Annotated in this window: 24 protein-coding genes and 1 pseudogene; 10 read left to right on the plus strand and 15 right to left on the minus strand. The window is 37.6% G+C overall.

Features of this window, described 5'->3' with window-relative positions:
* Nucleotides 1-49: 49 nt before the first annotated feature.
* Nucleotides 50-682, minus strand: coding sequence for a hypothetical protein (locus FY049_RS13465; protein ID WP_446083838.1), 633 nt, complete (start codon nt 680-682; stop codon nt 50-52).
* Between the two features lie 88 nt (nt 683-770).
* On the opposite strand from FY049_RS13465, the gene FY049_RS13470 reads away from it, so the two are divergent.
* The 3 genes from FY049_RS13470 (at nt 771) to FY049_RS13480 (ending at nt 2,882) form a co-directional block, all read left to right on the plus strand.
* Nucleotides 771-1,142, plus strand: a complete 372-nt coding sequence (locus tag FY049_RS13470) for a DUF3144 domain-containing protein (RefSeq protein ID WP_056516013.1) — start codon at nt 771-773, stop codon at nt 1,140-1,142.
* A 53-nt stretch (nt 1,143-1,195) separates the two neighbouring features.
* A complete protein-coding gene (locus FY049_RS13475) occupies nt 1,196-1,600 on the plus strand; it encodes a DUF3144 domain-containing protein (protein ID WP_004721896.1) in 405 nt (134 codons plus the stop codon).
* 217 nt (nt 1,601-1,817) lie between these two features.
* Nucleotides 1,818-2,882 carry an amidohydrolase family protein gene (locus FY049_RS13480; protein ID WP_446083839.1) on the plus strand — a complete coding sequence of 355 codons (1,065 nt, stop codon included), beginning with the start codon at nt 1,818-1,820 and terminating at the stop codon, nt 2,880-2,882.
* Nucleotides 2,883-2,973: 91 nt separating this feature from the next.
* Here FY049_RS13480 and FY049_RS13485 read toward each other — a convergent pair whose 3' ends face one another.
* The 4 genes from FY049_RS13485 to FY049_RS13500 form a co-directional block, all read right to left on the minus strand.
* Entirely contained in the window at nt 2,974-3,390 is a 417-nt protein-coding gene (locus FY049_RS13485; RefSeq protein WP_239046076.1) for a GlcG/HbpS family heme-binding protein, read from the minus strand.
* Nucleotides 3,391-3,536: 146 nt separating this feature from the next.
* The gene (gene hemL, locus FY049_RS13490; RefSeq protein ID WP_004721899.1) at nt 3,537-4,832 is read right to left on the minus strand and encodes a glutamate-1-semialdehyde 2,1-aminomutase; all 1,296 of its coding nucleotides are present in this window, start codon (nt 4,830-4,832) and stop codon (nt 3,537-3,539) included.
* Nucleotides 4,833-4,894: 62 nt separating this feature from the next.
* Entirely contained in the window at nt 4,895-5,521 is a 627-nt protein-coding gene (gene thiE / locus FY049_RS13495) for a thiamine phosphate synthase (RefSeq protein ID WP_446083840.1), read from the minus strand.
* 125 nt (nt 5,522-5,646) lie between these two features.
* A complete protein-coding gene (locus FY049_RS13500; protein ID WP_004721901.1) occupies nt 5,647-6,030 on the minus strand; it encodes a DUF962 domain-containing protein in 384 nt (127 codons plus the stop codon).
* Between the two features lie 310 nt (nt 6,031-6,340).
* Between FY049_RS13500 and FY049_RS13505 the strand changes: the two genes are divergently transcribed.
* Together FY049_RS13505 and FY049_RS13510 are read left to right on the plus strand one after the other, a co-directional pair.
* Complete coding sequence (locus FY049_RS13505) at nt 6,341-7,801, plus strand: CYTH domain-containing protein (protein ID WP_303576470.1); 1,461 nt, start codon at nt 6,341-6,343, stop codon at nt 7,799-7,801.
* A 184-nt stretch (nt 7,802-7,985) separates the two neighbouring features.
* Entirely contained in the window at nt 7,986-9,455 is a 1,470-nt protein-coding gene (locus FY049_RS13510) for a CYTH and CHAD domain-containing protein (protein WP_446083841.1), read from the plus strand.
* A 91-nt stretch (nt 9,456-9,546) separates the two neighbouring features.
* Here the strand turns inward: FY049_RS13510 and tsaA are convergent, their stop codons facing one another.
* Nucleotides 9,547-10,275 (minus strand): tRNA (N6-threonylcarbamoyladenosine(37)-N6)-methyltransferase TrmO, encoded by a 729-nt coding sequence (tsaA, locus tag FY049_RS13515; RefSeq protein WP_446083842.1) that lies wholly within the window; start codon nt 10,273-10,275, stop codon nt 9,547-9,549.
* A gap of 99 nt (nt 10,276-10,374) precedes the next feature.
* Between tsaA and FY049_RS13520 the strand changes: the two genes are divergently transcribed.
* Nucleotides 10,375-11,154: a ferredoxin--NADP reductase gene (locus tag FY049_RS13520; protein WP_004721908.1), complete on the plus strand. Its 780-nt coding sequence runs from the start codon at nt 10,375-10,377 to the stop codon at nt 11,152-11,154.
* A gap of 113 nt (nt 11,155-11,267) precedes the next feature.
* Here FY049_RS13520 and FY049_RS13525 read toward each other — a convergent pair.
* The 5 genes and pseudogenes from FY049_RS13525 to FY049_RS13545 form a co-directional block, all read right to left on the minus strand.
* Nucleotides 11,268-11,503 (minus strand): annotated as a pseudogene (locus FY049_RS13525) (transposase domain-containing protein); the annotation flags it as partial.
* Nucleotides 11,504-11,550: 47 nt separating this feature from the next.
* On the minus strand, nt 11,551-11,961 hold the full coding sequence (locus FY049_RS13530) for a hypothetical protein (protein WP_446083843.1): 411 nt from the start codon (nt 11,959-11,961) through the stop codon (nt 11,551-11,553).
* A gap of 127 nt (nt 11,962-12,088) precedes the next feature.
* Nucleotides 12,089-12,211: a hypothetical protein gene (locus FY049_RS13535; RefSeq protein ID WP_446083844.1), complete on the minus strand. Its 123-nt coding sequence runs from the start codon at nt 12,209-12,211 to the stop codon at nt 12,089-12,091.
* A 100-nt stretch (nt 12,212-12,311) separates the two neighbouring features.
* Nucleotides 12,312-15,086, minus strand: coding sequence for a M16 family metallopeptidase (locus tag FY049_RS13540; RefSeq protein WP_446083845.1), 2,775 nt, complete (start codon nt 15,084-15,086; stop codon nt 12,312-12,314).
* Nucleotides 15,087-15,236: 150 nt separating this feature from the next.
* Entirely contained in the window at nt 15,237-16,067 is an 831-nt protein-coding gene (locus FY049_RS13545; protein ID WP_056516034.1) for a PhzF family phenazine biosynthesis protein, read from the minus strand.
* 187 nt (nt 16,068-16,254) lie between these two features.
* On the opposite strand from FY049_RS13545, the gene FY049_RS13550 reads away from it, so the two are divergent.
* On the plus strand, nt 16,255-16,584 hold the full coding sequence (locus FY049_RS13550) for a hypothetical protein (protein WP_004721915.1): 330 nt from the start codon (nt 16,255-16,257) through the stop codon (nt 16,582-16,584).
* Nucleotides 16,585-16,787: 203 nt separating this feature from the next.
* On the opposite strand, the gene FY049_RS13555 is transcribed toward FY049_RS13550, so the two are convergent.
* Nucleotides 16,788-18,179: an L-cystine transporter gene (locus FY049_RS13555; RefSeq protein ID WP_446083846.1), complete on the minus strand. Its 1,392-nt coding sequence runs from the start codon at nt 18,177-18,179 to the stop codon at nt 16,788-16,790.
* A 196-nt stretch (nt 18,180-18,375) separates the two neighbouring features.
* On the opposite strand from FY049_RS13555, the gene FY049_RS13560 reads away from it, so the two are divergent.
* From FY049_RS13560 to FY049_RS13570, 3 genes are all read left to right on the plus strand, one after another.
* The gene (locus FY049_RS13560) at nt 18,376-18,951 is read left to right on the plus strand and encodes a flavin reductase family protein (RefSeq protein ID WP_105714505.1); all 576 of its coding nucleotides are present in this window, start codon (nt 18,376-18,378) and stop codon (nt 18,949-18,951) included.
* 262 nt (nt 18,952-19,213) lie between these two features.
* Nucleotides 19,214-20,398, plus strand: a complete 1,185-nt coding sequence (locus FY049_RS13565) for a YbfB/YjiJ family MFS transporter (RefSeq protein WP_446083847.1) — start codon at nt 19,214-19,216, stop codon at nt 20,396-20,398.
* Nucleotides 20,399-20,733: 335 nt separating this feature from the next.
* Nucleotides 20,734-22,092 carry a nucleobase:cation symporter-2 family protein gene (locus tag FY049_RS13570; protein ID WP_446083848.1) on the plus strand — a complete coding sequence of 453 codons (1,359 nt, stop codon included), beginning with the start codon at nt 20,734-20,736 and terminating at the stop codon, nt 22,090-22,092.
* 101 nt (nt 22,093-22,193) lie between these two features.
* On the opposite strand, the gene FY049_RS13575 is transcribed toward FY049_RS13570, so the two are convergent.
* The 3 genes from FY049_RS13575 to ubiA form a co-directional block, all read right to left on the minus strand.
* Nucleotides 22,194-23,438 (minus strand): alpha/beta hydrolase family protein, encoded by a 1,245-nt coding sequence (locus FY049_RS13575; RefSeq protein ID WP_335955351.1) that lies wholly within the window; start codon nt 23,436-23,438, stop codon nt 22,194-22,196.
* A 450-nt stretch (nt 23,439-23,888) separates the two neighbouring features.
* Nucleotides 23,889-25,115 (minus strand): alpha/beta hydrolase family protein, encoded by a 1,227-nt coding sequence (locus FY049_RS13580; protein WP_446083849.1) that lies wholly within the window; start codon nt 25,113-25,115, stop codon nt 23,889-23,891.
* Between the two features lie 218 nt (nt 25,116-25,333).
* Entirely contained in the window at nt 25,334-26,212 is an 879-nt protein-coding gene (ubiA, locus tag FY049_RS13585) for a 4-hydroxybenzoate octaprenyltransferase (protein ID WP_446083850.1), read from the minus strand.
* Between the last annotated feature and the right edge of the window lie 11 nt (nt 26,213-26,223).

Here is a 26,223-nt window from a genome sequence, read left to right on the forward strand (position 1 = left end):
AAATCACAGCCTATTTTACAAAATCTACAACCGTCTATTTCACAACAGCCTAACGATATTTGCCAAATACTTTCCAGAGATTGTTATCCGCTAAAGGATCAGCATAGCTATCATTACGTGGCTTGCGCGGCTTATCACGGGCATCGACCAATTCAAAATCTTTTTCAGTGCTCAGCACTAAACCATTCACATAAAATCGTGTTCTCGTATATTCACTTTGTCCAAACTGAAAAATATAGGTTCTTAAATCAATGAATTCACGATGCGCAACCAAGGCTGCGGTATCATCACTGTTTAACCACTGCGACATATTTTTAATTTGGCTGGGTTCAAATTGCCCACATTTTTCAACCAGTGAAGCAATCCCACGAAAAGTTTTTGATTCTTTGGCACGGGTTTTATTAATTCGAATCCGATCTACATGAAAAAAGAACAAAGGTAAATTTAAATGGCTGGGTAATTGAGCCACATCTAAAGCCTCATCCTGCATAAAAGGTTGATACAAGATTTGTGCCCTTTCTAGCAACCCAAGCCACTGTTTATAGTAAGCCTCTACTGCGGATTGGGTTCCATAATAAATTGGCAAACCTTCAACATTGCTCAAGTCTACAGGCGGCCAAATATTTTGGCGTAATAATGCAATATCACTTTTCAAGCTTTGTATGGCAATCGCATCTTGCATTATCTACTCCTTGAGTATTTATTAAGCTTAGGCTATTTGAGTATGCTATAGTTATATCAATGAAACAAGTCTATGAAAAGGAATGATAATGTCCGAAAATAATGATTTTTTTGAAGAAACTGAAGAAGTTGAATCTGACGAATACTTTTATGAGCGTGCTGATGAATTTATTGCTCTCGCCAATCAATTTGCAGATCAAAATCAACAAGTTTCACACCTAACAGCACATCCTGGAAAGATCAGTGCTTCATTTATGTATGCCAATGCCCGTTATAGTATTTGGCATGCAGCTTGTGCCTACAATCAAGCACCAGATTTTAAAGCGGATCGCCAAGTCATCTTAGACTATTATGTGGAACAATTTAAACTCATGCTTGAAGATCATCTCGATGAATATCAAGAAAATTTTGACAGCTATTTTGCAAATTCAGATACAGAAGAAGTAAAGCGTTTCGTTTAACTCTTGGATTGCCTATAATAGCCCACCAATGAAATACGCTATGTGGAAAAGTCATGTCTCAAAAAATCGATGCTACTGATGTCACCGAAGAAGAAGCTTTAAATGCTGTTTTTTTTGAGCGTGCGGATGAGTTTATCAAACAAGCCAATGAGTTTTGCCGCCCAGCGAAAGGACAGCAACCTAAGCCAGAAGAACTTCGTGGACAAGTCAGCTCAGCAATGCTCTTCGCTACTGCACGTTTTAATACCTGGGTTGCTGCAAACACCTTTAAAGATGGTGATGAAATGCGTGACGCCAAAGAACAAGTCATGTCTTATATATTGCAACAATTCCAAATGATGCTTGAAGACAATTATGATGAGTATTGTGAGCAGTTTGAAAATTATCTCCGTTTCCGTAAAAACGAAGATTTTCATACCCACAAACATGATCAAGATGGCCATGATCATCAACACTGATTGAGATAAATCATCTTAGATTGATCTAAGCATTGATAAAATAGCCTCTTCAATGAGGTTATTTTTTTATAACAATCTTTCGGCAGTCATCCCTAAAACAATAAAATCAACTGATTCTCCCAATGACCTTATCCCATAAATTTACCAAGTGACAATATTCACCTTTTATAAAATTCATGTATTGTATTTTGATAATAAATAACAATTTGGACGTTATATGCAAGATTTGAATTTTCCAATCATTGACCCACATATTCACCAGTGGGATCCCTACAACACCCCTCATGCAGCAGCATTTGCGGTAAAGCTTTTGGGCAAGCGCCCATTCCTACTCGATAAAATGGTGCGTTTAGTCAAAACCAAAGATTTGATTGAAACGGTTGGACTGACGGAACACATTACCCGCCCCTATTTACCACAAGACTATAAACATGATCTTGGCTCATATACGGTCGAACAAGTGGTGCATATTGAAGCCAGTTGGGCAAAAAATAAAGGCAAAGGTGTCGTAGGTGAAACAGAATTTATTGAATCCTTACCCTTTAATGAAAACACCGTAAAGCTCGGTGGCATCGTGGCTACCGCAGACCCTTGTGATCCTAATTTCAAGAAGATTTTAAAGTTACACCAAAAAGCATCTAAACGTTTGCGCGGTATACGCCGCATGGCTGCCTTTCATGAAGATAAAGGCGTGCATAATTGGACAGATATCCCGCACCTGTATACCGAGAAAAAGTTCTTAAAAGGCTTTGAACAACTCGCGCAACATAATCTGAGTTTTGATGCTTGGGTGTATTCTCATCAAATTCCCGATGTAATTGAGCTGGCAAAAAAGTTCCCAGAAACCTCGATTGTTTTAGACCACTTTGGTACACCAGCAGGTCTGTTTGGTAAAATTGGACAAAATACAGGCTTGTCTAAAACAGCGCGTGAAAATATTTTTTATCAGTGGCAAGACGCTATTGCTGAATTATCCGCTTATCCAAATGTATATACCAAAATGTCTGGTCTATTTATGCCAGTGCTTGGTCATCAATTTTATAAGAAAAAACAACTGGCTTCTAAACAACAAATCATTGATCTTGTTGCACCACTGATTCTGCATGCTTTAGAAAGTTTTGGCACCTATCGGGTGATGTTTGCTTCCAATTTCCCAATGGATCGAGTCAATACCAGTCTGGTGAATATCATTGATGCGTTTAGTGATATTGTGATGCAATATGATGAAAATGAACTGGAAAATATCTTCCACCATAATGCCAAACAATTCTATCGTTTGTAATTTTACAAGATAAAAGAGGTGTTTACTTAAACACCTCTTCAAACTTATTTACTGATTTTACTTATACACATAATTTTTTAACTATAGAAGTTTAATTACATTGAGCAAGAAAGGCTTGAATTGCATGTCGTGCAATTTCAGCATCTTCAAATGATTTCACTCCTGAAATACCCACTGCACCAACCAACTGACCTTGATACAAAATAGGCTCACCACCTTCCAACATCCCTGAGCCGCTCTGCATGGTTAAAAATCCCATTTGACCATTTTTGATAAGGGTCTCATATGATCCTGACGGTCTACGACTTAATGCAGAGCATCTGGCTTTGTCCAAACAGAATTTCGACGTCAATGCAGAAGCGCCGTCCATACGCTTCATTGCCAATAAATTGCCCGTTTCATCAACGATAGCAATACTGACATTAAAAGCATGATCAATTGCATATTGATGTGCTTTATTCAATAAAAACTCTGCATCAGATAAGGTTAAATAGTGTTTGGTTTGCATATTTTCTTCCTGAATTATAATGTCTAAAATCACAAAAAAGCCTGTAGTCCTTTAGACTACAGGCTTTTATTCTAAATCAAACTTGATTCAAAAAGACTGTCCATTCTGCTCATTTATTCAAGCAATCGAAGCGGCCTTAAATCCCCTTAAGCTTGCATTTCAGCAAAGACTTGTTTAGCCATATCAATGGTAAACTGAATATCTTCATCACTGTGTGCAGCTGAAATAAAGCCTGCCTCAAATGCAGATGGAGCAAGGTTTACACCACGATTTAACATCCCGTGGAAGAATTTACGGAATGCTTCAATGTCGCATTTTAAAATATGGTCAAAACTACTAATTTCGGTTTGATCAGTAAAGTAAAGGCCGAACAAACCACCAGCTTGTTGAGTAAAGAATGGGATTCCAGCTTCATCCGCAGCCGCTTGTAGACCCTGTAATAATTGATCTAATTTTGCAGACAAATCAGTGTAGAAGTTCGGTTGGCGAAGGGTTTCAAACATTTTGATCCCTGCTCGCATAGCCAATGGATTACCCGACAAAGTTCCTGCTTGGTAAACCCCACCTAAAGGCGCGATACATTCCATGATTTCACGTTTTCCACCAAATGCACCGACTGGTAATCCAGCACCAATGATTTTACCCAAAGTCGTTAAATCAGGTTTTACATTATAATATGCTTGCGCACCACCGAGTGCTACACGGAAACCTGTCATCACTTCATCAATAATAAATACTGATTTGTATTGATCACATTGCTCACGAATCGTTTCTAAGAAACCTTTGATTGGTTTAACCAGATTCATATTTCCAGCAACAGGTTCAACAATTACCCCTGCAATCTCTTGACCATATTTCGCAAAACAAGCTTTAACAGCTTCAATATCATTATATGGCAAGGTCACCGTATGCTTGGCAAAATCAGCAGGTACACCCTTTGATGTTGGCTCACCCATGGTCAACATGCCTGAACCCGCTTTAACCAATAAAGAATCTGAATGTCCGTGATAGCAACCTTCAAATTTCACAATCATGTCACGACCTGTATAACCACGCGCCAAACGAATAGCCGTCATGGTTGCTTCAGTACCTGAGTTGGTCATACGAACCAATTCAATTGATGGCATGATTTCACAGATCAAATCAGCCAGTGTGGTTTCATGTACTGTCGGTGCACCAAAGCTTAAACCATCAACTGCTGCTTCTTGTACAGCTTGGATAATATCGGGGTGTGCATGACCTAAAATCATCGGCCCCCAAGAACCCACATAGTCCACATAGCGCTTGCCATCGACATCGTATAAATAAGCACCTTTGGCTTTTTCGATAAATACTGGCGTACCACCCACCCCATTAAACGCTCGTACTGGAGAATTCACTCCACCTGGAATATGTTTACTGGCTTGTTTAAACAATTGCTCTTGTTTTGGAGATAGGCTCATAAATCGACTCAATCCTGTAGAATACTAAAATTTCAAAATGATATAAAAAATCACGATACAAATTAAGATTTTGCAGTTTCTGCAAATAACTGTGCCCAAGCTGCGATACGGGCAGGAATATTTTCAACTGATAAAGCTAATATATCACTAATCACAGCGTAAAGGTCAGCACCAGCCTCAATCACAGCTTGAGAATTTTCAACTGTTAAACCGCCAATAGCACAAATAGGTAAATCAAACTTTTCAGATGCCTGCTGTAATGTTGCTAGGCCAATATTACCTGCTTCAGGTTTGGTCGATGTTGCATAAATTGCGCCAAAGGCCACATAGCTTGCCCCTTCAGCGATTGCTTTTTCAGCCAACTCAATTGAGTTTAAGCAAGTCCGCCCAATGATGACACCTTGTGGTAAACGTTGCACTGCATCTGAAATTTCACCATCAGATTGCCCAAGATGAACACCTAAACTAAATTGTTCAGCTAAATCTAAATCATCATTAATCAAAAATGGTGTCTGATACTTTTCACACAGTTGCTTGATCTGCTTCACTTCATTGGCTTGGTCAGATTGAGCTACTTTTTTACGGCGATACTGAAGAATAGCGACTTGCTTAGTGCTTAAAGCAGCTTCGAGTTTTTCTAATAATAATTGGATTGGATCGTCGTTGGTAATCAGGTAAAGACCGCGCATTCAGTATTCTCAAACAATCAAATAAATGGATTATAAGCAAGTTTTCTCAGCGAAGACGTGACAAAAACAAAAAAGCTTAGAAATCTCTAAGCTTTTTTGTTTAATTTATTACCATACTGACAAGATTAGCTCTCAATTTTATCTAGACTACGGTCTTTTAAACTTAAATTGCCACGTACAATATCGGAAAGCATACGCCAGTCAGAAATAAAACTATAAAGTGGTTGCTTAAAACTTGCTGGCTTATTTTTCTCAAATACAAAATGCCCCACCCAAGCACACGCATAGCCTGAAAGCAGTCCATAGACCACGTATTTTGCTTTACGTTGACGAATTGCTTTGCTAAAGAAATAAATACCGACACTACTTCCAGCCGCATGCAAACGGCGACTCATCATGCTACGGTGTTCAGTTAAATAAAAACGATAAAATTCTGAATAGTTTTTAATTGGTAATTCAAACTTCGGGTTTTGCTCTAATTCCGATTTAGGCTCAACATACGCGTTCATGATCAATCATCCTGTTTTATTTTTAATCAGCTTAGTTTATTTTATGCTGCAATAACAGCCAAATTCAATATCAAGTCTGTTGACAATTCATCTATATTTGCGACTTCAAGTATTGCCTAGACCATACAAGTCACGAAATAGGAAATTTTGTCATTCTAAATATTTAATTAGTAACGATATAGCGGTAAAAAATACTCAAATGGCATGCTATACAAGTCTTCTCATGACACATTTTAAGTTACAATGCCAGATTAAACATTCAAGAATGTTTAACTCTCTAATAACCATGATTAACACTTAGGACCCTCACATGCTTGAAGTTGAATTAAAGTTTCAAATTCCGGAAGCCCGCCGCAATGCACTCCTCAAAGCATTAGATCCTAAAAAATCCCAAATTATTCAATTACAAGCAAAATACTACGACACACCTGATCGTCAGATGTCCCAACACGGCGCTGCACTACGTCAACGATTAGAAGGAACGCGTTGGGTACAAACATTAAAAGCCGCCACCAAAAGCCATTTACAACGCTTTGAAGACAATATTGATTTAGGTGAACTTGCTGAAGCCCCACATTTAGATCTTGATATTTACCAGAATAAACCCGAAGCACTTGCTGTTTTAAAAAATGCATTGGGGGATAAATTTGACGAACTTCAATTACAATTTGAAACTGACATCCAACGTACCATCCGTGTGATTCAGTTTGAAGATGCTGAAATTGAAATCAGCCTCGATATTGGTGAAGTTAGAACTGAAACCTCCAAACAAGAAATTCATGAAGTAGAATTTGAGTTAAAAAGTGGCTCAATTCAATCACTTTTAGCCTTTAGTTTTGAATGGGTTAAAAAGTATCACTTATGGCTCGATGTACGTAGTAAAGCTGAGTTTGGACACTTATTGACTGTGGATCAAAAAGTCAGTCCAGCACAGCTCAGCAAAGAAACCATTTTAAATAAAAAAGACACTGCAGATAAAAATTTACGGGTGCTTATTGCCAGTCAATTACAGCATTTATTGCCCAATATTGCTGCGATTTCTGCACAGGTTGCCCAGCCTGAACATATTATTCAAGCACAGACTGCCCTACACCATTTACATTTAAGTCTTTCTCTGTTTAAAGATTGGACAGATACCAAAACGGATAAATGGTCACATCAACTTTCAGCGTTTGAGAGTCACTTTAAAAACTTACAGCATTTTGAACATATGCAACGCACATTAGGTGCTTTACTGCAAAATCCGAAAACGGCGCAAAGTTTAGATCGGGATATTTTGTATGCCAATGAAAAACTCATCAATTTGGTCAAATCAACTCAAAATGTGCAGCACTATTTAGAATTACTCATGTTCAGTTTAGGACAGTCTGCGAAAGCGCCAACCCATGACTTAAAATGGTTTGCGCAAAATACATTGCAAAATCAGTATCGACAGTTACAAGAAAGTTTAAATGAAGCCGATCTATCTGACCTTGAAAGTCTAGAAGCGCTGGCTCAGCATTTAAATGAATTAAAATTTAGCTTTCCGATCCTAACCAATATCTATGATGTTAAAAACTTGCAGAAATATGCGAAATCTTTAAATGATGCTCAACAAGCATGTGAGCAATATCAAGTGCTTGCTTCATCATCATCTTACCTACAACAAACTGACTTAGAAGCCAGTGATTGGTTTGCCTTAGGCTGGCTTACCGCAAAACAAGAAGCTTATGCAGAAAAATTGCTTGAAGCGACGGAACAGTTCTTGGTCAGCCGTAAGTTTTTAAAATAAATCAGCAACAACAAGAGATGGTTTTATTGAATAAAATCATCTCTTTAAATACTGCATAAAATTGAATATTTGTAGTCGCTTGAGTATTCACGTTGCGAATTTGTAATCATTCATTAAAAACTCAAAAAAAACAATTTATCGGATTAAAATCGAGAGAATAAGTAATAAGAATGGAACGATAAGCATGTTTGAAATTGAATTGAAATTCCAAATACCTGAAGAAAAGCAAGAAATGCTTATTAAAGCGTTTCAAAGAAAAGATACCAATATTCAGCACTTACAAGCCAAATACTATGATACGGCACAATTTATTTTGTCTGAACATTCCATTTCACTTCGTCAACGCCTTGAAGATGATCAAGAAAAGCAGCAATGGGTACAAACCCTCAAACTTCCAACAGAACAAAGGCTTAAACGTGCTGAATTTGAGGAAAATATCGAAAGCGCGGAAACAGAATTAGATCTAAAAAATTATCTCAGCAATAAGCATATTGCTAAAAATATTAAACACTTATTAGAGCAACATAAAGACGGATTAGAAGTTCAGTTTCAAACAGACATCGAAAGAAAGCTCAGCTTATTTAAATTTCAAAATAGTGAAATTGAAGTCAGTTATGATCATGGTCATATCATCGCCCATCAACAGCGTCTCGCATTACGTGAATTAGAATTTGAACTGAAACAAGGCACTGTTCAAGATCTCATTTCTTTTATCTTACCTCGGATGAAACGCTATAACTTATGGCTTGATACCCGTAGCAAAGCACAGCAAGGTTTTCAGCTTGCACAAAACGTTCCAGACAATCCCGTACAGTTGCAAACGCCACTTGTTCTTGATTCAAAGGATCACCCTGAGAATGCATTAAAAAAGATCATGAATAATTGCTTATCGCATCTACTCCCCAACACTACAGCAATTGCATCTGGAAACTTTAATTCCAAACATATTCATCAGGCACGTGTGGCAATTCGTCGCTTAAGAAGTGCTTTAAAAACCTTTTCAAATTGGTCTTTGCATATCGATCCCACTTGGCAAACACAGTTAACCGAACTATTTAGACAACTCGGTTCGGCTCGTGATTTAGATATGATTCGAGAGGAGTTATTACCTCAGCTTGAGGCTGCTGGTGCACCTAAGTTTAAACTTCCAGAACCACAAGATGTTGATTCGCAAAAATTAACCAAACTGTTTAGATCTTTTAATTTTAATTATTTGGTCCTATCCCTAATTCAATTTATTGCCCAAGAATCAAGTGAAAAATCTCAAATAGCTGTACATAAAGCAGCATTTAAAAAAGTTAGACAATTACATCGCAAAATTCAAACTGACGCAGAAAACTATTTAAATTTAGACATCGAAGCACGGCACCGTACTCGTAAAAACTTAAAGCGTTTGCGTTATAGTATTGAGTTTGTTGCATCATTATCGGATAAAAGCCAAGTCAAAAAATATTTAAAAGCTATAAAGCCTGCTCAAGAAAGTTTAGGTCTCTACAATGACCTGATTGTTGCTGAAGATGTGTTAAAAAAAATGGTCAAAACAGAACCCCAAATCTGGTTTGCTTTGGGCTGGATTGCCGCAGAACAGCAACGGCTTTTGCTGAAATCACAACAAGATTTGCTGCAGTTTGCCAAGACAGCCGTTTTAGAGTAATTGTAGCTACTATCCTGCTCTTTAAACCGAGATGCTCCGATCACAGCGGACAAAAGCGCATAAATTTTACGGAGGATATGGAATCACGTTTTCAATAATTGAACGACTCAATGCCCTGAATCAGGATCGCTTCTTCTGCACAGCTAAATTTAATATTAAATTGCCCAAAACGCATCCCATAAATACGCGCATCATCATGCTGATAAGCTGGTCGAGGATCTAAAGCCAGTACCGACTCAAGTTCAGCGATATATTTTGGGTCCAAGTCAGTTGTTTGAAGAAATTTACTTTTTAATTGCTGTGCATGCTCAGACCAAATAACCTGTTTACGAACAGGCTCATGCTGGGCATAACCACTTTGTGCAGCATCCACAGCATCAGAATAATGAATATAAGGTTTAATATCGACAATCGGCGTACCATCTAAAAGGTCACTGCCTGTCACATATACACGAACTGCATTCCCCTCTTTTTTGACGGCTTTAAGTTGTACTACAGATAAACCAATCGGTGCTGGACGATACATACTGCGTGTTGCAAATACCCCAATTTTTTTATTTCCACCTAAACGTGGCGGTCTCACTTGAGGACGAAATTTATCTTTATCTTGTTGATTTTTATTGTCATGAAACTGCCAGATCAACCATAAATGACTAAATTCCTCGATTCCCTCGAATGCTTCTAAGACATTGTAGGGTGCATGCATTTCGATAAAAGACTCCACCTGAACCAGATTTGGTTGTCGAGGAATACCAAATTTTTCAACATAAGGAGAACGCATAATCCCAATAATCGGGAGACTTAACTCAGTCATAATCATTTTTTCTGATAAGTTCAATTAAATATATTCAGTTTATCGAGAATGATTTTAGATTAGAATAGCAGGCTGTTCTAATTTGATAATTTATTGAGACCTTTAATGGCTGCTTTCAACGTCGAAAAGATTACTCACGTACACCACTGGAATGACACTCTATTCAGTTTTAAGACCACACGTGATACTGCATTACGTTTTAAAAATGGTCAATTTGTGATGATTGGTCTTGAAGTCAATGGTAAGCCTTTAATGCGAGCATATTCTATTGCAAGCGCTAACTACGAAGAAGAATTAGAGTTTTTCTCAATTAAAGTGCCTGATGGTCCTTTAACTTCTATTTTGCAAAAAGTAAAAGTTGGTGATGAAATTCTAATTTCTAAAAAACCTACAGGTACTTTAGTGCTTGATGATTTGAATCCGGGTAAAAACTTATACCTTCTTTCATCGGGTACAGGGCTAGCACCATTCTTATCAACGATTCGTGATCCAGAAACCTATGAGCGTTTTGAGAAAGTCATCGTGGTACATGGTACACGCTTTATTTCTGAATTGGCTTACCAAGACCTGATTCTCAACGAACTTCCAAACAACGAGTTTTTTGAAGAGCTGGGTATTAAAGACAAATTGGTTTACTACCCTACCGTAACCCGTGAAGATTTCCATACCCAAGGTCGTGTAACCACTGCGATTGAATCTGGTGCCTTATTTGAAAAAATTGGCTTACCACGTTTTAATCCTGAAACTGACCGCGCAATGCTTTGTGGTAGCCCAGCATTCCTTGACGATGTTGTCGAGCTTCTTGACCAACACGGCCTGAAAGAATCCCCTAAAATGGGCGTTTTAGGCGACTACGTGATTGAACGCGCTTTTGTTGAAAAGTAATTTATTTTTCAAGCATCGTTAAACTGAAACCGAGGTTCAATACCTCGGTTTTTTGTGTTTAAGGAATATAAATTAGTACAGGTTGGTAAGCCTCCATTGAACCTCACTTAAATTCAAGCAGGATTCCATTTATACAGCAATAATTCCTCAATATCTTTCATTTCATGAGTCAGTAATCTTGAAAGTACATCTATTAAATAGGCATATCCAGACCATTAAGCTTAGCCAACTGGATTAAAGTCATAATATTTTCTGCTCTCTGCCCATTTATAAGTAAGCCTGCAAACAGTCATTTCTTACATCCCAAAGCCCACGGATTTATTTGATATTCAATCCAGTTATTGTCAATCCTTGATAAAGGAAAAATTTCAAATATCTAACATAAACTGTATTATATTAATTTCGCATTTTTACAATACAATCTAAAAATAAAATTACAATTTCTGCACCAGCACTAGGTTCCATATAAAGTAGGGCTAAATCATTTGATTTAATTTTTTCGACAATTTTTCTTAATTCATCATTCGACCAATATGTTAATGAATCAGAATTTGAAGAAACCCATTTTAATAATTCAAATATTTCATCGTGACAAAAATTATCTTTTTGATAATTAATTACTCTAGAAATAATATTTTGTTTTCCAAAATCTAATACCCTATATTCTAGAACTCCTTTAAATACTAATTCATATCTAACCTCACAATCTATTCTCACAAATAGTGTAAGGATATCCTCTTTATTATCAAAGAATACCCCTTCAACTACTCCATCATGAATTATTTTTAATAAATTATTTAAACTCATAAATAAACCTAATTTCACCTAACATATTTATCTTTATCAGGGTCATAAGGTCTTCCAGTACCTCTAATAGGCTTACCTGTAGCACTTCTTTCCCAATCGTGTACATGTGGAATACCTGAATCATAATCTATATCCAAAGCTCTCGATTGATCATGTGCTTGATCAGCATAGATATCGGCTTCATTAAGTCAGGACTAGGAATAAACTGTTCTAATTGTTGTTCCCAGATACTCAGTAAATTTCCAAGCATTGGCATTACCATGGCTCATTTTTATTGATCTTGTATCGTTATAAAACAAAAAGCCATACAAATGTATGGCTTTTCTTGAGTGATTCAATAATTTAAATCATCAATTTACATTTTTCTGAGCTTGACCATATTGGTCAGCCATCACTTCAACCAATTGATCAGGTTTAATATACTTCTTAATCACAGCATCCACATCCGCTTTGGTCAGTTGAGCAAACTCTTGATCTCTTAAAGCACGACTATCCATTTTCTTATTGCGTTCAAGCTGGCTGTTTAACATACGATGAATCACACGTTCATCTTCTAAAGACGTCACACGTTGCTTCATGATATTGGCTTTAGCCGCTTCCAACTCCTGACTGGTTACTCCAGTCGCTAATAAGTCATTCAGCACTTTACGCACCACTTGCGATACTTCAGCAGATTTTCCTGCTGTGTAATTGGCTTCGATCGACAATGCACCTGCTTCATTAAAAGAGTCCAAGTTTAATTGACTACCAAAACCATAAACCAACGCATTTTTTTCACGAAGCTCTTGTCCTAAACGTGAAGACAATTGCGAGTCGCCCAAAATATAGCTAAAGACAATCAATGCTGCGGCATCTTTATTGTCTACACCTACAGGCAAAGTCTGCAAAGCTTGATAACTACCAAACTCACGTTGTTCTGAAAGGGCATGCACTTTCTGCGCTTTATAAGTGGTAAATTCTGTTGATAGACGCTGATAAGGTTGTTTAGCTGACCAATTTCCAAATTGTTGCTCAAGTAACTTCTTGATCGGTTTTGCATCATATTGCCCAGTGATAGAAATAAAGGCATGGTCCATTGCAAAGTATGTTTTATATAAATCGACAACTTGTTGGTTGGTTGCTGCTTGAATCTGTTGTTTAGCCAGTTCTGGTTCAAAATGATAACGTAAATCACCCGGCTGATAGGTTTCAAGTAAGCGTGCAATGGTTAAAGAGGATACTGTTTCAGGCTCAGTATATGGTCGATCCAAACTAGATAAGCTTTGTAATTTAATTAAATCAAATTGCGATTGTTCAAATTTAGGGCTCTTCATCACCGACACGATATATTTGAAAAACTCTTCAAATTTTTCTTTTTTCGCTGAAATTTGAATAGTAATCCCGTTATCCGATGCAGTCGCAGTTGCTCCACCACTTGCTTCAATAGTTTTATCTGCAATGTTCTGTAAGCTATATTGCTCAGAAGCACGTAATAATAAATAAGCCGTAAAATCGAGGATTTGTGCCTTATTCATTAAAGATTCAGCTGTACCAAAATTAACCTCTATGGTTGCATAGGTTTTATCATCACGTGTCGAGGTCGGGAATAAGGCATACTTCATCCCATTTTTTAAAGTGCCACGTTGAATCTTTTTCTCTGTTGCAGTTAAATATTGTTTGGATTTTTCAACATATTGAGCAACTTCAGCTTGATAAACACTGACATCTTTTAAAGGTTCTACAGCAGCAGCTTGTTGATCTAAAGTTTTTGGTTTTTCAGCAGCTTGCTTTTGCTCCAAGGCCTTTTTCTGATCTTCAGGTGTCGGTTGAATATCACCATTAAAACGGTGCTGCTCAGTTAAAAATGCTTTTAAAGTTGAATTAGTTTCAGCTACGCTTAACTTTTGAATGGCCTGTTGATCTTTAAAATATTGTGCCCAATTGCCATGCGATGACACCACATAATCACTCAACATACCACCGACAGCAGCCGCACTGGTCAATAAACTCTCATTGGCATTCTGGATCAGATTTTTAACCCGTTTTAATTCAACATCATCAAAACTTTTATTCTTTTCTACACCGGCAATCAACGCACTGTCAATTTTTTGAGCATCATGGTTTGGCGCATAAATCGCCCCCATAAACACCAAGTTAAAATCATCATCTAACCATGTTGTCGACTGGACATTGGTCGCGACGCCAGTTTCCACCATACTTGAATATAGATGACCACTCGGTTGTAAGGTATATAAATATGGCGCAAGTGCTAATACCGGCTGAATTTTTTCATTCTTACCATTCATATAAATATTGAATTTGGCAAGATCACTGCCCTTTTTCACCACAAAATTACGATTTTTTATGGTTGAAGAATCAAGTACAGGCACTGTTGCTTGTTCAGGAATCTTACGTGCAGCAATCGCACTAAAGTTTTTATCAATTGCTTTTAAAACTTCTGCTTTATCAAATTTACCTGCAATCACCATCACTGCATTATTCGGTGCATACCAGTCTTTATAGAATTTGTTCAATTCATTCATTTTAATTGACTGTAGTTCAGCAAGATCACCAATCGGTAAACGACCTAATGACTTGTTGCCATAGGCTGCTTTCCACATTTGATCCATCAGCACAGCAAAAGGCTGATCCATACGCACTTCGCGTTCACGCATCACAATATTGATTTCTGAAGGAACGAATTGTTCTTGAAGCACCAATTTGTCCATACGTTGTGACTCTAAATAAATCACTTCGTTTAAGGTATTCTGGTCTGGACGTACAATATTGGTATATTTAGTCGAATAATAATCGGTACTGGCATTGGTCATTAAAGTATATTGATCTAAACGGCGTTGAAATTCTTCGCCTTTTACATCTTGTGTGCCTTTAAAGGCTAAATGTTCAAGTAAATGTGCAAGACCACCTTTGCCTTGTGGATCATTTAATGAACCAGTCAAATAAACCGTATTCATAAAGACTTTACTTTCTTTATCATTCGGTGCAAGTAAAACTCTAAAGCCATTCTCTAGCTTATATTCTTCGATATTATGTTCAGATTTAACAAGGATGGCTTGAGCAAAACTAGACGCACTAAAACCAAGAATACAAAGCGACAAGGTGAGTTTTTTCAACTGCATGAGCATAGGAGAATCCAGAATTTTTTAAATTTTAAACAGTTATAAGCTAAACATCTTAAGAAATTCTGAACAAAATTTATAGTAAAGTTTTGAAAAAAGAGCCGTTTATTTCAACGGCTTTTGTAATGATTTGAACATGTCTAGCTTAAAATCAATTTAAATAAAAATCTCAGCTTGCATAAATAACTGTGCATAGCCTGAAATTTCGATACGTTGACCGTCCTGAATATCACAAAACAATTTTCCACCGCGCGCTGATGCTTGATAACCGATAAGTTGTGTTTTACCCAGCTTTTCAGCCCATAAAGGCGCTAAACCAGTATGCATTGAACCTGTTACAGGATCTTCATCTATCCCTTTATGCGGGGCAAAATAGCGAGCCACATAATCATAATCGTTTGAAGCTGCGGTAATGGTCACATCATAGCCTGCAGACTCCGCAGTTAATGCGGTACTCACATGATATTGTTCTGCAATTTTTCGGATATTGGGTAAGTTTGGTGTTGCATTTATCACGTCTTGTGCAGATTCACAAACTAGAATATAAGCTTGCGCATTGAGGTAGACTTCTTTAAAAGGCTGATCAAAGACATGATTCAATAATTCTGGATAATCGATCACTTTTTGCGGCTGACGAATCGGGAAATTCATCTGGATCTTTCCATCCTCAGCTTGCTGGATGATAAAAATACCCAAATCTTTAACATGAAAATGAATCGTCTTCGCTTGGGTATAATCTTTAAATAAAACGAAAGCTGAAGCTAAGGTTGCATGTCCACAAAAATCGACTTCAACCTGTGGGGTAAACCAGCGAATTTGATAATTTTCATCATCAATGCGTTTTACAAAAGCAGTTTCTGCCAAATTATTTTCTAAGGCAATATTTTGCATCAAAGCATCATCCAGCCAGTCATCTAAGACCAATACAGCAGCAGGATTGCCCTTAAACAATTGTTGTGTAAAAGCATCAACTTGGTACATTTTCATTGTCAAAACTCCTCATTTTAATCTATTCTAAGTGATACTAAAAATGATTACAGATACAGTCTATGTTTTAAAATGGTTACAGTTAAAACTCTAGCTTGATCGTATTGACCATTCAAAATACACCTGTTTTATAGATTCATTTGAAGTTTATAACCTTTCCTAGATCAATAATTATGGAATAAGCACGATGAAAATAAGCATAAAACTCCGAAGCGTCGTTATAAGTAGTCTAATCCTATGTTCTCCACTGACTTTTGCAGCCGATACCATTTGGATTGCTGGAAGCACACATAAAGGGACAGTTACCGTACCGATAGAGAATGGCCCTAATGTGGTTTGGAAATGCGATGGTACTGTATGTCGGATGTCTGGTCCTTGGGGCAATCAACTTTCAATAGACTCATGTCAAAGTTTGGTCTCCCGAATTGGGAAAATCACCTTCTATAAAAATTCTGCTGGAAAAATTTGGACAAAAAATTCAAAAGAATTGGCTGAGTGCAACCAAGCAGCAAAGTAGAACATTTTAGCGCCAGCAGGCCATCATATTTATCAGAAATGTGATCGTGATAAACTGCTATTTATAGTCGTGAATACTTTGCCTTGTTTTAATGAATCAGCGTTTAATGAATCAGAGTATGTTTGATAAACTTTAGTTGAAAAAAAACACCTAAATGTAATTTAGGTGTTTTTTATGGCATTTAAATAATATAGAAAAAAGGGTTAACTATGTTTTAACTCTTCTCTCTCATCTGAAAGCAAGATGCTTTGATCTGTCTGCCCCATCAATTGACTGGTCACAACACCTGCAGTCATCGAACCATCAACATTTAACGCAGTACGCCCCATATCAATCAAAGGTTCAATGGAAATCAGCAAAGCCACCAAAGTCACAGGTAAACCCATAATCGGTAAAACAATCAGTGCAGCAAAGGTTGCACCACCACCGACACCTGCAACGCCAATTGAACTTAAAGTCACCACGCAAGCTAAAGTTAAAATCCAGATCGGATCAAGTGGATTAATCCCCACTGTTGGGGCAACCATCACCGCAAGCATTGCTGGATATAAACCCGCACAACCATTTTGCCCAATCGTTGTACCAAATGAAGCAGAAAAGCTGGCAATAGACTCAGGCACACCCAAACGGCGAGTTTGTGCTTCAATATTTAATGGAATACTTGCCGCACTCGAACGGCTGGTAAAAGCAAAGGTTAATACAGGTAAAACCTTTTTAAAGAATCGGATTGGATTAACGCCTGTCAGCAGCAATACAATTGCATGTACTGCAAACATGATAGCTAGACCCAGATAAGAGGCAACCAAGAAACCACCGAGATTAACAATGTCAGCGGCTTTAGAACTTGCCACAACTTTTGTAATCAAGGCAAATACACCATAAGGTGTAAGCGTCATCACCAATCGAACTAACTTCATCACCCACGCTTGCAAAGTATCAATTGCAGTGACGATACGTTGGCCTTTTTCGGCATCATCTCTGATCAGGTTAAGCCCGGCCAAACCGAGCATCGTAGCAAAGATCACCACACTAATGATTGAGGTTGGATGTGCCCCAGTGAGTTCAGCAAATGGATTTGTCGGCAAAAAAGATAAAATAAAATCAGGTACATTTAAGTCTGTGACTTTACCAATATATTCTGATTGAATTGCTTCAAGACGTGCTGTTTCCTGTGTCCCCTGTACAAGACCAGCTGCACTTAATCCAAATAGATTGACCACAAACATGCCAACCAAAGCGGCAATAAACGTGGTGATTAATAATGTACCAATACTAAAAATACTAATCTTGCCTAATGAGGATGCATTATGTAACTTAATCACAGCACTCAGGATCGAGACCAGCACTAATGGCATCACCACCATTTGCAAAAGCTTAACATAACCATTTCCAACGATATTAAACCATTGAATAGACTCAGTTAAAATTTCAGAATTTGTACCATAAACCCAATGTAATCCTAGCCCAAATACCACACCTAAACATAAACCGGCAAACACTTTTTTAGCAAGACTCCAATCTGTCTTTCTGGTTTGCATCAGCAGTATGATCAAGGCAATGAATATGACAATATTCAAAATGAGCGTATAGTTCATTCGAGTTCCAATAGTTTTGATCGTTTTATTATAAGCTTATTGTGAAATATCCAATAGTCTTTAGCATTTTTTGATATTTAAGTGTTGTTTTCTCAACATGCACTATTAATAATAAAAACATGACTTTAGCGCACTCATGAATTTTTTGTATAAGCTTATACAAATAAAGACTAACACCCAGAATATAGGCCATCTCATGAATTCACATATCCAAACTGTTGAACTTTCTAAGGCTTATCGCCTGTTAAATCACGGTCCAACCGTGCTTGTCTCAGCCCAGTATGAAAACGAAAAAAATGTCATGGCAGCAGCTTGGGCTTGTGCCTTAGAACTTGTGCCTGCCAAAGTGAGTGTGGTTTTAGATAAAAGTACAAAAACTCGTGAATTAGTTGAAAAGTCAGGGCATTTCATCCTACAAGTACCGACACTTAAACAACTTAAACTGGTACAACAATTAGGCTCAATCAGTCAGTTTAATGATCCTGAAAAACTCTCACACTGCCATACGCCACTTTTCCAATTTGAGGGATTTCAGCTCCCTGCGGTTGAAGGCTGCGCTGCATGGTTGATATGTGAACTGATTCCTGAACCGCATAATCAACAAAGCCATGATTTATTTATAGGCAAAGTCGTCGCTGCGTATGCGGATGATCGTGTATTTCGCAATGGTCACTGGTATTACCATGAAGTTGGCGCTGAATGGAAAAGCCTACATCATGTTGCAGGTGGACATTACTATACGATCGGAGACCCTGTAGATGCCAATCTATAATCTATAGGCTTAATCCTTACGAAATTTGCTTGTCGATGGGTCAATCTGTTCTAAATCACGTTTAATTCATAATTGTTCAATAATCTAAACAGACTGAGCCCATCATATTAATCATACTTATCGCAGAGTAAGCTTCGATTTTACCAACTGGTTAAGTTATGTGAATAAGCACTGATTATTCCCAAACTAAATACTGATTATTTATTGTCATTTTTTTAAATTCACCTTAAGGTGAATTAACGGAAAATGGATAATCTGCACAATGACCAAGATCGGATCGAATAAAATTCAGCTGAGTATCTTTCTATGCCTGTGTATGTGTTTAGGCATTGGCATTCTCCGATTTTCCTATACTGCATTATTGCCCTCTACCCGTCTTGCTTATCATTGGGACTCCAGTTTTGCCAGTATATTAAGCAGTGCAAATTTGTTGGGGTATTTAATTGGTGCATTTTGTGCAATGAAACTGCCTCAAAACTTTACCATGCCTCGATATATCATTTTGGCGGCATTTTCTGGAACGGTGAGTTTACTCAGTTGTGCTTTTTCAGGTCTTCCCGAAAGCTGGTATGTCTTTTGGCGTGTCATTTCTGGCATCAGTGGTGGCTTATTGATGATTCTAGCACCCAGTATCGTTGCACATTGCAGCAAACCTGAAGAACGTTTAACCATCAACTTCATTGGCTTTAGTGGTATTGGCATTGGGGTATTATTGGCAACCCTGTTTTTGCCTTATCTCGACAGAATCAACACACAATCTGCATGGATGATTTTATTTGTATTCTCTGCTGTTATTTGTTTGATCATTGTTTATTTACTCAATCTGTTTAAAGATCATCTAGATCATATCAGCGTAACAAACAATCAAACGGGGGCAGTCAATGGTATGTATTTTAGTTTGCTGATTGTCTATGCTTCAAGCGCTTTTGCCTATGTTCCCCACTCATTGTTTTGGATTGATTATCTTAAAAACACCCTGCATCTTAATCTATATCTTATTAACTTGAATTGGATTTTGTATGGTTCAGGCAGTGCCTTAGGTGCAATCAGTGCTTACTTACTGGCACGAAAATTTGGCAATTTTACCGCATTAAAAATATTATATAGCCTATATGTCTTGGCAATCTTTATTGCTATTTTTTCAACCCATCCAATCCTTACCTATACCTCATCCTTTTTTACTGGTTTGCTTAATCCTGCTGTGGTTTTCCTTACTTCATATACCATTTTACACCTTTATCATGTGGCCTATAAAAAACTATGGAGCATAGCGACATTAGCTTTTGCCGTAACCCAATTGGTTGGTGGAATCTGTTTTAGTAGCTTGCAACATTGGGGTGTCTCCTATCATCAGCAATTTATACTTGCCTCATGTGTACTTGCTGTAGGTACAGCACAATTTTTTATCTATTCTCAAACCCATCAAGCACAACTGCATAAAAGCTAAAATAAATGATCATGTTGTGTGAATCATATCGCTATTAAAAGCTTCTCCTCCCCTTTGAAGAAGATGAGGATGAGGGTGCTTTATCTTAATCTATGCTTTAAAAAAGGACAGATGAAAGAAGCCTAGTGCTTCGTTTTAGAATCGCGCCAATCTAAACACGCTAAGCTTTATCCACCATAAAATAATCGGCTTTGCACAAAGAAATAATTTAAATATCAATCTCAAACACATAAGTTTTAGCTTTCACTTAAAGCACTTTGCTCACAGTTATTGACCATTTGGCATATAAATTGCTCTTTGTAATGCAGGGATCGCAAAGTCATAAAGGTTTTAAGATGAATACTGAAATTAAAAAAATTCAGCCTGAAGATGAAGTTTTAAGTGCGGGAAAGAACCTGACATTTGGTTTACAGCATGTACTCACCATGTATGGTGGTCTGATTGCGGCACCTTTGGTCGTAGGTACGGCGATTGGTCTAAATGCAGCTGAAATTGCCTTATTAATTACGGCATCTATTCTTGTGGGTGGTTTGGCAACATTACTACAAACGCTTGGACTAAAGTGGTTTGGTGCAAAACTTCCAATTGTACAAGGCACTTCATTTGCTGCTGTCGCAAGCATGATCGCGATTGGTACAACTGGGGGAAATATTCAAACGATTTTCGGTGCTGTGATTGTCAGTTCTATTTTCGGGATATTGATTACCCCCTTTTTCTCAAAAATAGTGCGTTTCTTTCCACCGATTGTGACGGGTTCAATTATTACCATTATCGGGATTTCACTTTTACCTGTTGCAATCCGCTGGATTATGGGCGGTAACCCTAAAGCACCCGAATGGGGCTCCCTAGAAAATATAGGGATTGCAGCCTTTACCCTCGGCGTACTACTTGTGGTGAGTCGCTTTGGTTCAGCTACAATGGCGCGCCTAGGCGTACTCATCTCAATTATTGTTGGTGCAATTTTTACCATCCTGCTTGGTGTTGCCAACTTTTCAAAAGTGGCCAATGGTGATTTATTTGCTTTCCCACATCTATTTGCTTTTGGTCTACCCAGCTTTGAAATGTCCGCGATCTTAACCATGTGTATCGTGACCATCGTAATCCTTACTGAAACAACAGCCAGCCTTTTAGCGATTGGTGAAATTGTTGATACAAAAATGGATAGTCATCGTTTGGCAGATGGTTTAAGAGCAGACATGCTATCTTCTGCGATTGCGCCATTATTTGGTTCATTTATGCAATGTGCTTTTGTTCAAAACGTAGGACTGGTTGCCATTTCAGGTGTTAAAAGTCGTTTTGTGGTAGCAACAGGTGGTGCTATTTTAGTTGTACTGGGTTTATTACCAATTTTCGGACGCTTAATTGCTGCGATTCCGATGCCTGTTTTAGGTGGCGCAGGTATTGTTTTATTTGGTAGCGTTGCAGCAAGCGGTATTCGTACATTATCTAAAGTGGATTATCAAACCCAATCCAATCTTATCATTGTTGCTGTGTCGATCTGTGTCGGCTTAATTCCTTTAATCAGCCCTGATTTCTTTCATGCCTTTCCCAAAGTATTCCAAACTTTATTTCATTCAGGAATAAGCGCGACATGTATAGCGGCAGTTTTACTCAATATTTTCTTTAATCACCTTTCATTTGGTAAAAAACCAGTTAGATCTTCAGTCAAAAATGTACAAACGGCCATACATTGAGATAAAAAAGCAGAGCTTGAATTGAAGCTCTGCTTTTTTACTTACCACGCTCTATTTAACCGCCAAGAAAAGCAAAAGACTGCATGCTTTTCTTAAAACCATTATTTTGTGGTTGGCATATGCTTTTTAATAAAGGCAACCAATTCAGGATTTTTTTCAACAATCGCTTGAGTATGGCTGGCATCTTTCACAGGTAAGAACGTTACATCTGTACCCATATCTTTTAAACGTTGTTGCAATCCTTCCGTCACAGGATAAGGTACTGCCATATCAGCAGTCCCCTGGATAATCATCACAGGACTATTAATTTTTTTGGTTGCAGGTTGGTTCTCAGCTAAGAATTTTTTTACTGTCGGATTTTCTTGGAAATTATCGACTAATCCAGGATAGTCTAAAACAGTTTTTCCGCCATTCTTAACAATATAATCACGGATATCATCGGCAAATTTATTATGCAATTCATCTAGACATAAGCCATTTTCACCCGTTGAACCTTCCGCAAATTCTGCAATATTTTTTGAACGATCTTTGAAAACTTCTCGATAATTAAATTTAGGTTCATAAGCAGTCACACCAACTGTAGTATAAGCAGCATATGCCAATAATTCAGCATAAACTTCAACAGCAGTACCCACTGGAGCTGTTCCAGCTTGTTCTTTTTGAAGGATATCTCGAATTGCTTGTGGCGCAACGACAGAAATAATATAACCCAAACTTGAGGCAGGTGCGCCTGCGACAGCCCCTTTATAGTTAGAGTCGGTATTGGAAAACTCAGCAGTTCCTAAAGAACCATGCCCACCCTGAGATTGGCCGACAGACATCCATTGACCATTGATCTGATTACCATAACGCTCTTTATATGCTTTCACTGCATAAATCGCTGAGTTAGCTTCACTCTTTAGATTTAAATACGGATGCATACCCGGTGTGCCCAAGCCTTCATAATCAGGAGCAATAATCACATAACCTTCATTTAACAGGCTTTGCGCCATATTTTTAAATCGTGGGTTAAACTTATTTCGACTTGGTGCGCAACTATCACCAACACCAACCGTGCCATGCTCCCAAACCACAACTTTCCAACCATCTGCAGGTCGTGCCGTTTTGGGAATAAAAACCATTGCTGTAGCTTTCTTGGTTTCATTGAGTACATTAGGCATATTATAGGTCATGACTTTGACTGATGCGGCCTCATTGATTACATCAGAATTATATGTGTTTTCAGACACATAATTCTTATTTGACCCCCAGTTATTCCAGTTATTATCGTCATCATTACATGCGGTTAAAAATAATGCTGAACCGCAGGTTATTGCCAATAATGTCCGTTTAAATATTGCTTTCATTACTAAGTCCTCAGTTTTTATTGTTTGAACAGATCCTCGTTCACCACTAATTAAGCATAAAAAAAAGCATCTTGCTAGGATACTTTTAACCAAAGAGTAAAATAACACATAGATATAAATGCTTAGCTTTAATTTAAATTCACTTAAAGCAAAGCAATAAAATTCCAACAAATGTCATAAACCAACCTAAGAGTTACAACCAAGTACATTATTATGGAGCATAGAAATACCCTAAGAAGCTGTCATCTCGAATGCACTTGAGATAAATAAATATGATGCTTTATATAAATAGCCTTAATCAAAAGCCAATCAAATCTTCGATAAAATTCTAAAATAGCCATATATAAATATAAAAAAGCAGAGCTTTAATTAAAACTCTGCTTTTTGTAGATTGTTACTCTCAATTGAACTGCTAAGAAAAGCAAATGACTTATGATTCTGTTAAAACCATTATTTGGTTGTTGGCATATGCTTTTTAATAAAATTAACTAAATCAGCGTTCTTTTGAACTATCGCATCGGAATGCAACGCACCATCCGCACGAACAAAAGTAACATCTGTTCCCATCGCTTTTAAATCTTCTTGTAATTTAAATGTAACGTCATAAGGAACTGAAGTATCAGCAGTTCCCTGAATAATCATCACAGGACTATTAATTTTTTTCGTTGCTGGTTGATTATCGACTAAGAATTTTTTCACCGTCGGATTTTCTTGGAAATTATTAACTAAGCCTGGATAATCTAAAACGGTTTTACCACTATTGTTCTTGAGATAGTCTTTAATATCGTCAATAAATTTCTTCTGCATATCGAGAAAACATAAACCGTTTTCACCTGTTGAACCTTCAGCTAATGCTGCAATATCTCTTGAACGCTCTTTATACAACTCTCGATAGTTAAACTTAGGTTCATAAGCAGTCACACCAGCCGTAGTATAAGACGCATAGGTCAATAACGTAGCAGAAACCTCAGTCGCAGCATCCACCTTCCCATCTTTAAGTAGTCCTTGAATTGCTTTAGGAGCAATATCAGAAATAATCAGCCCCAAACTTGAGGCTGGCGCGCCTGCCACAGCACCTTTAAAATTGGCATCGCTATTAGCATACTCGGCCGTACCTAAAGACGCTTGTCCGCCCTGAGATTGCCCCACGGACATCCATTGACCATTGATCTGATTACCATAGCGCTCTTTATACGCTTTCATGGCATAAATTGCTGAAGTTGCTTCACTTTTTAGATTTAAATACGGATGCATGCCGGGTGTTCCCAAACCTTCATAATCAGGCCCAATTACGACATAGCCCTCTGCTAAAAGGCTCTTTACCATCACTTTAAATCGTTCATTGATTACATTTCTACTCGGTGCACAACCATCACCATTACCAACCGTACCATGCACCCAAACCACAACCTTCCAACCATCAGCAGGCTGTTTAGTTTTGGGCATAAAAACCAATGCTGATTCTTTTTTTATTTTTCCGAGTACGTTCGGCATATTATAGGTCATGACTTTGATCGACGCTGCTTCATTCAGCACCTCTAAATTATATGCACTTTCAGACACATAATTTTTATTTGAACCCCAGTTATCCTTGTCATCATCATCATTACACGCAGTTAAAAATAACGCTGAACCACAAGTAATTGCCAATAACGTCCGTTTAAATAATATTCTCATTAAAAATTCCTCAATTTTTTATTGTTTGAACAGCTCCGTGTTCACCCTTAATTAAGCATAAATAAATGCGTCTTGCTACAATATTTTTTAATAAAACAGAGGAATATCTCACATTTATAAATTATTATTTTTCTTTATCTCGTGAAATTTCATCAATATTTCGTATTATTATAAATACAGATGAAATTTCAAAAGTGGTTTATTTTAATAATTTAAATTCAAAATAATGCAATAAAAATACCAACAAAAATGATTAAACCAACCCAACGGTTATGTCTAAATGCCCAAAAGCATAGTTGTGGATCGCGCGCTTTGGTTTTTGTCCATTGATAAATAAAATCTGCAACAACTAATAACAATGCAATCAAGCCAAATGGAATCAATATATTTTCTAAATACAATGCTGTACCAATTAACAATATACTGGTCAATTGCAATAAAGAGATGATCTGAATATCGTATTTTCCAAAAAGAATGGCAGTTGATTTCACGCCAATTTTTAAATCATATTCACGATCTGTAATTGCATATTGGGTATCATATGCCACCGTCCATGCTAAATTGCCAAAATAAAGCAACCAACAGGTCCAATCTAAAGGTTTTCCCATTGCGGTAAATGACATTGGAATACCCCAAGAAAATGCCATCCCTAAGACCACTTGTGGTAAATGGGTATAACGCTTCATAAAGGGATAAATAAAGGCGAGGACTAATCCTACAAGCGCACAGTAAAAAGTTGCGATCGGTAAGAAAAATAAAGTACACGCACTGGCGGCCACCAAACCAATGAACACCCAAATCGCTTCTTTGGCTGAGATCACCCCAGTAGCCAGAGGGCGATTTTTAGTTCGTTCCACATGTGCATCTACTTTGCGATCAGCAAAATCATTGATCGCACAACCAGCTGCGCGCATAAAAATTGTCCCCAAGACCATTGCAACCAGTGTCACAATATCGGGGATACCTTCTGCAGCAATCCATAATGCCCACATGGTCGGCCATAAAACCAATTCTGTCCCAACTGGTTTATCAAAACGACACAGATAATAATAAGCTTCTAAGCGTTGTTGCCAAGTGGTGTGTTGCGCGATCGACATGACAGTCCTTC

The organism is Acinetobacter sp. 1125_18A (assembly GCF_052824985.1).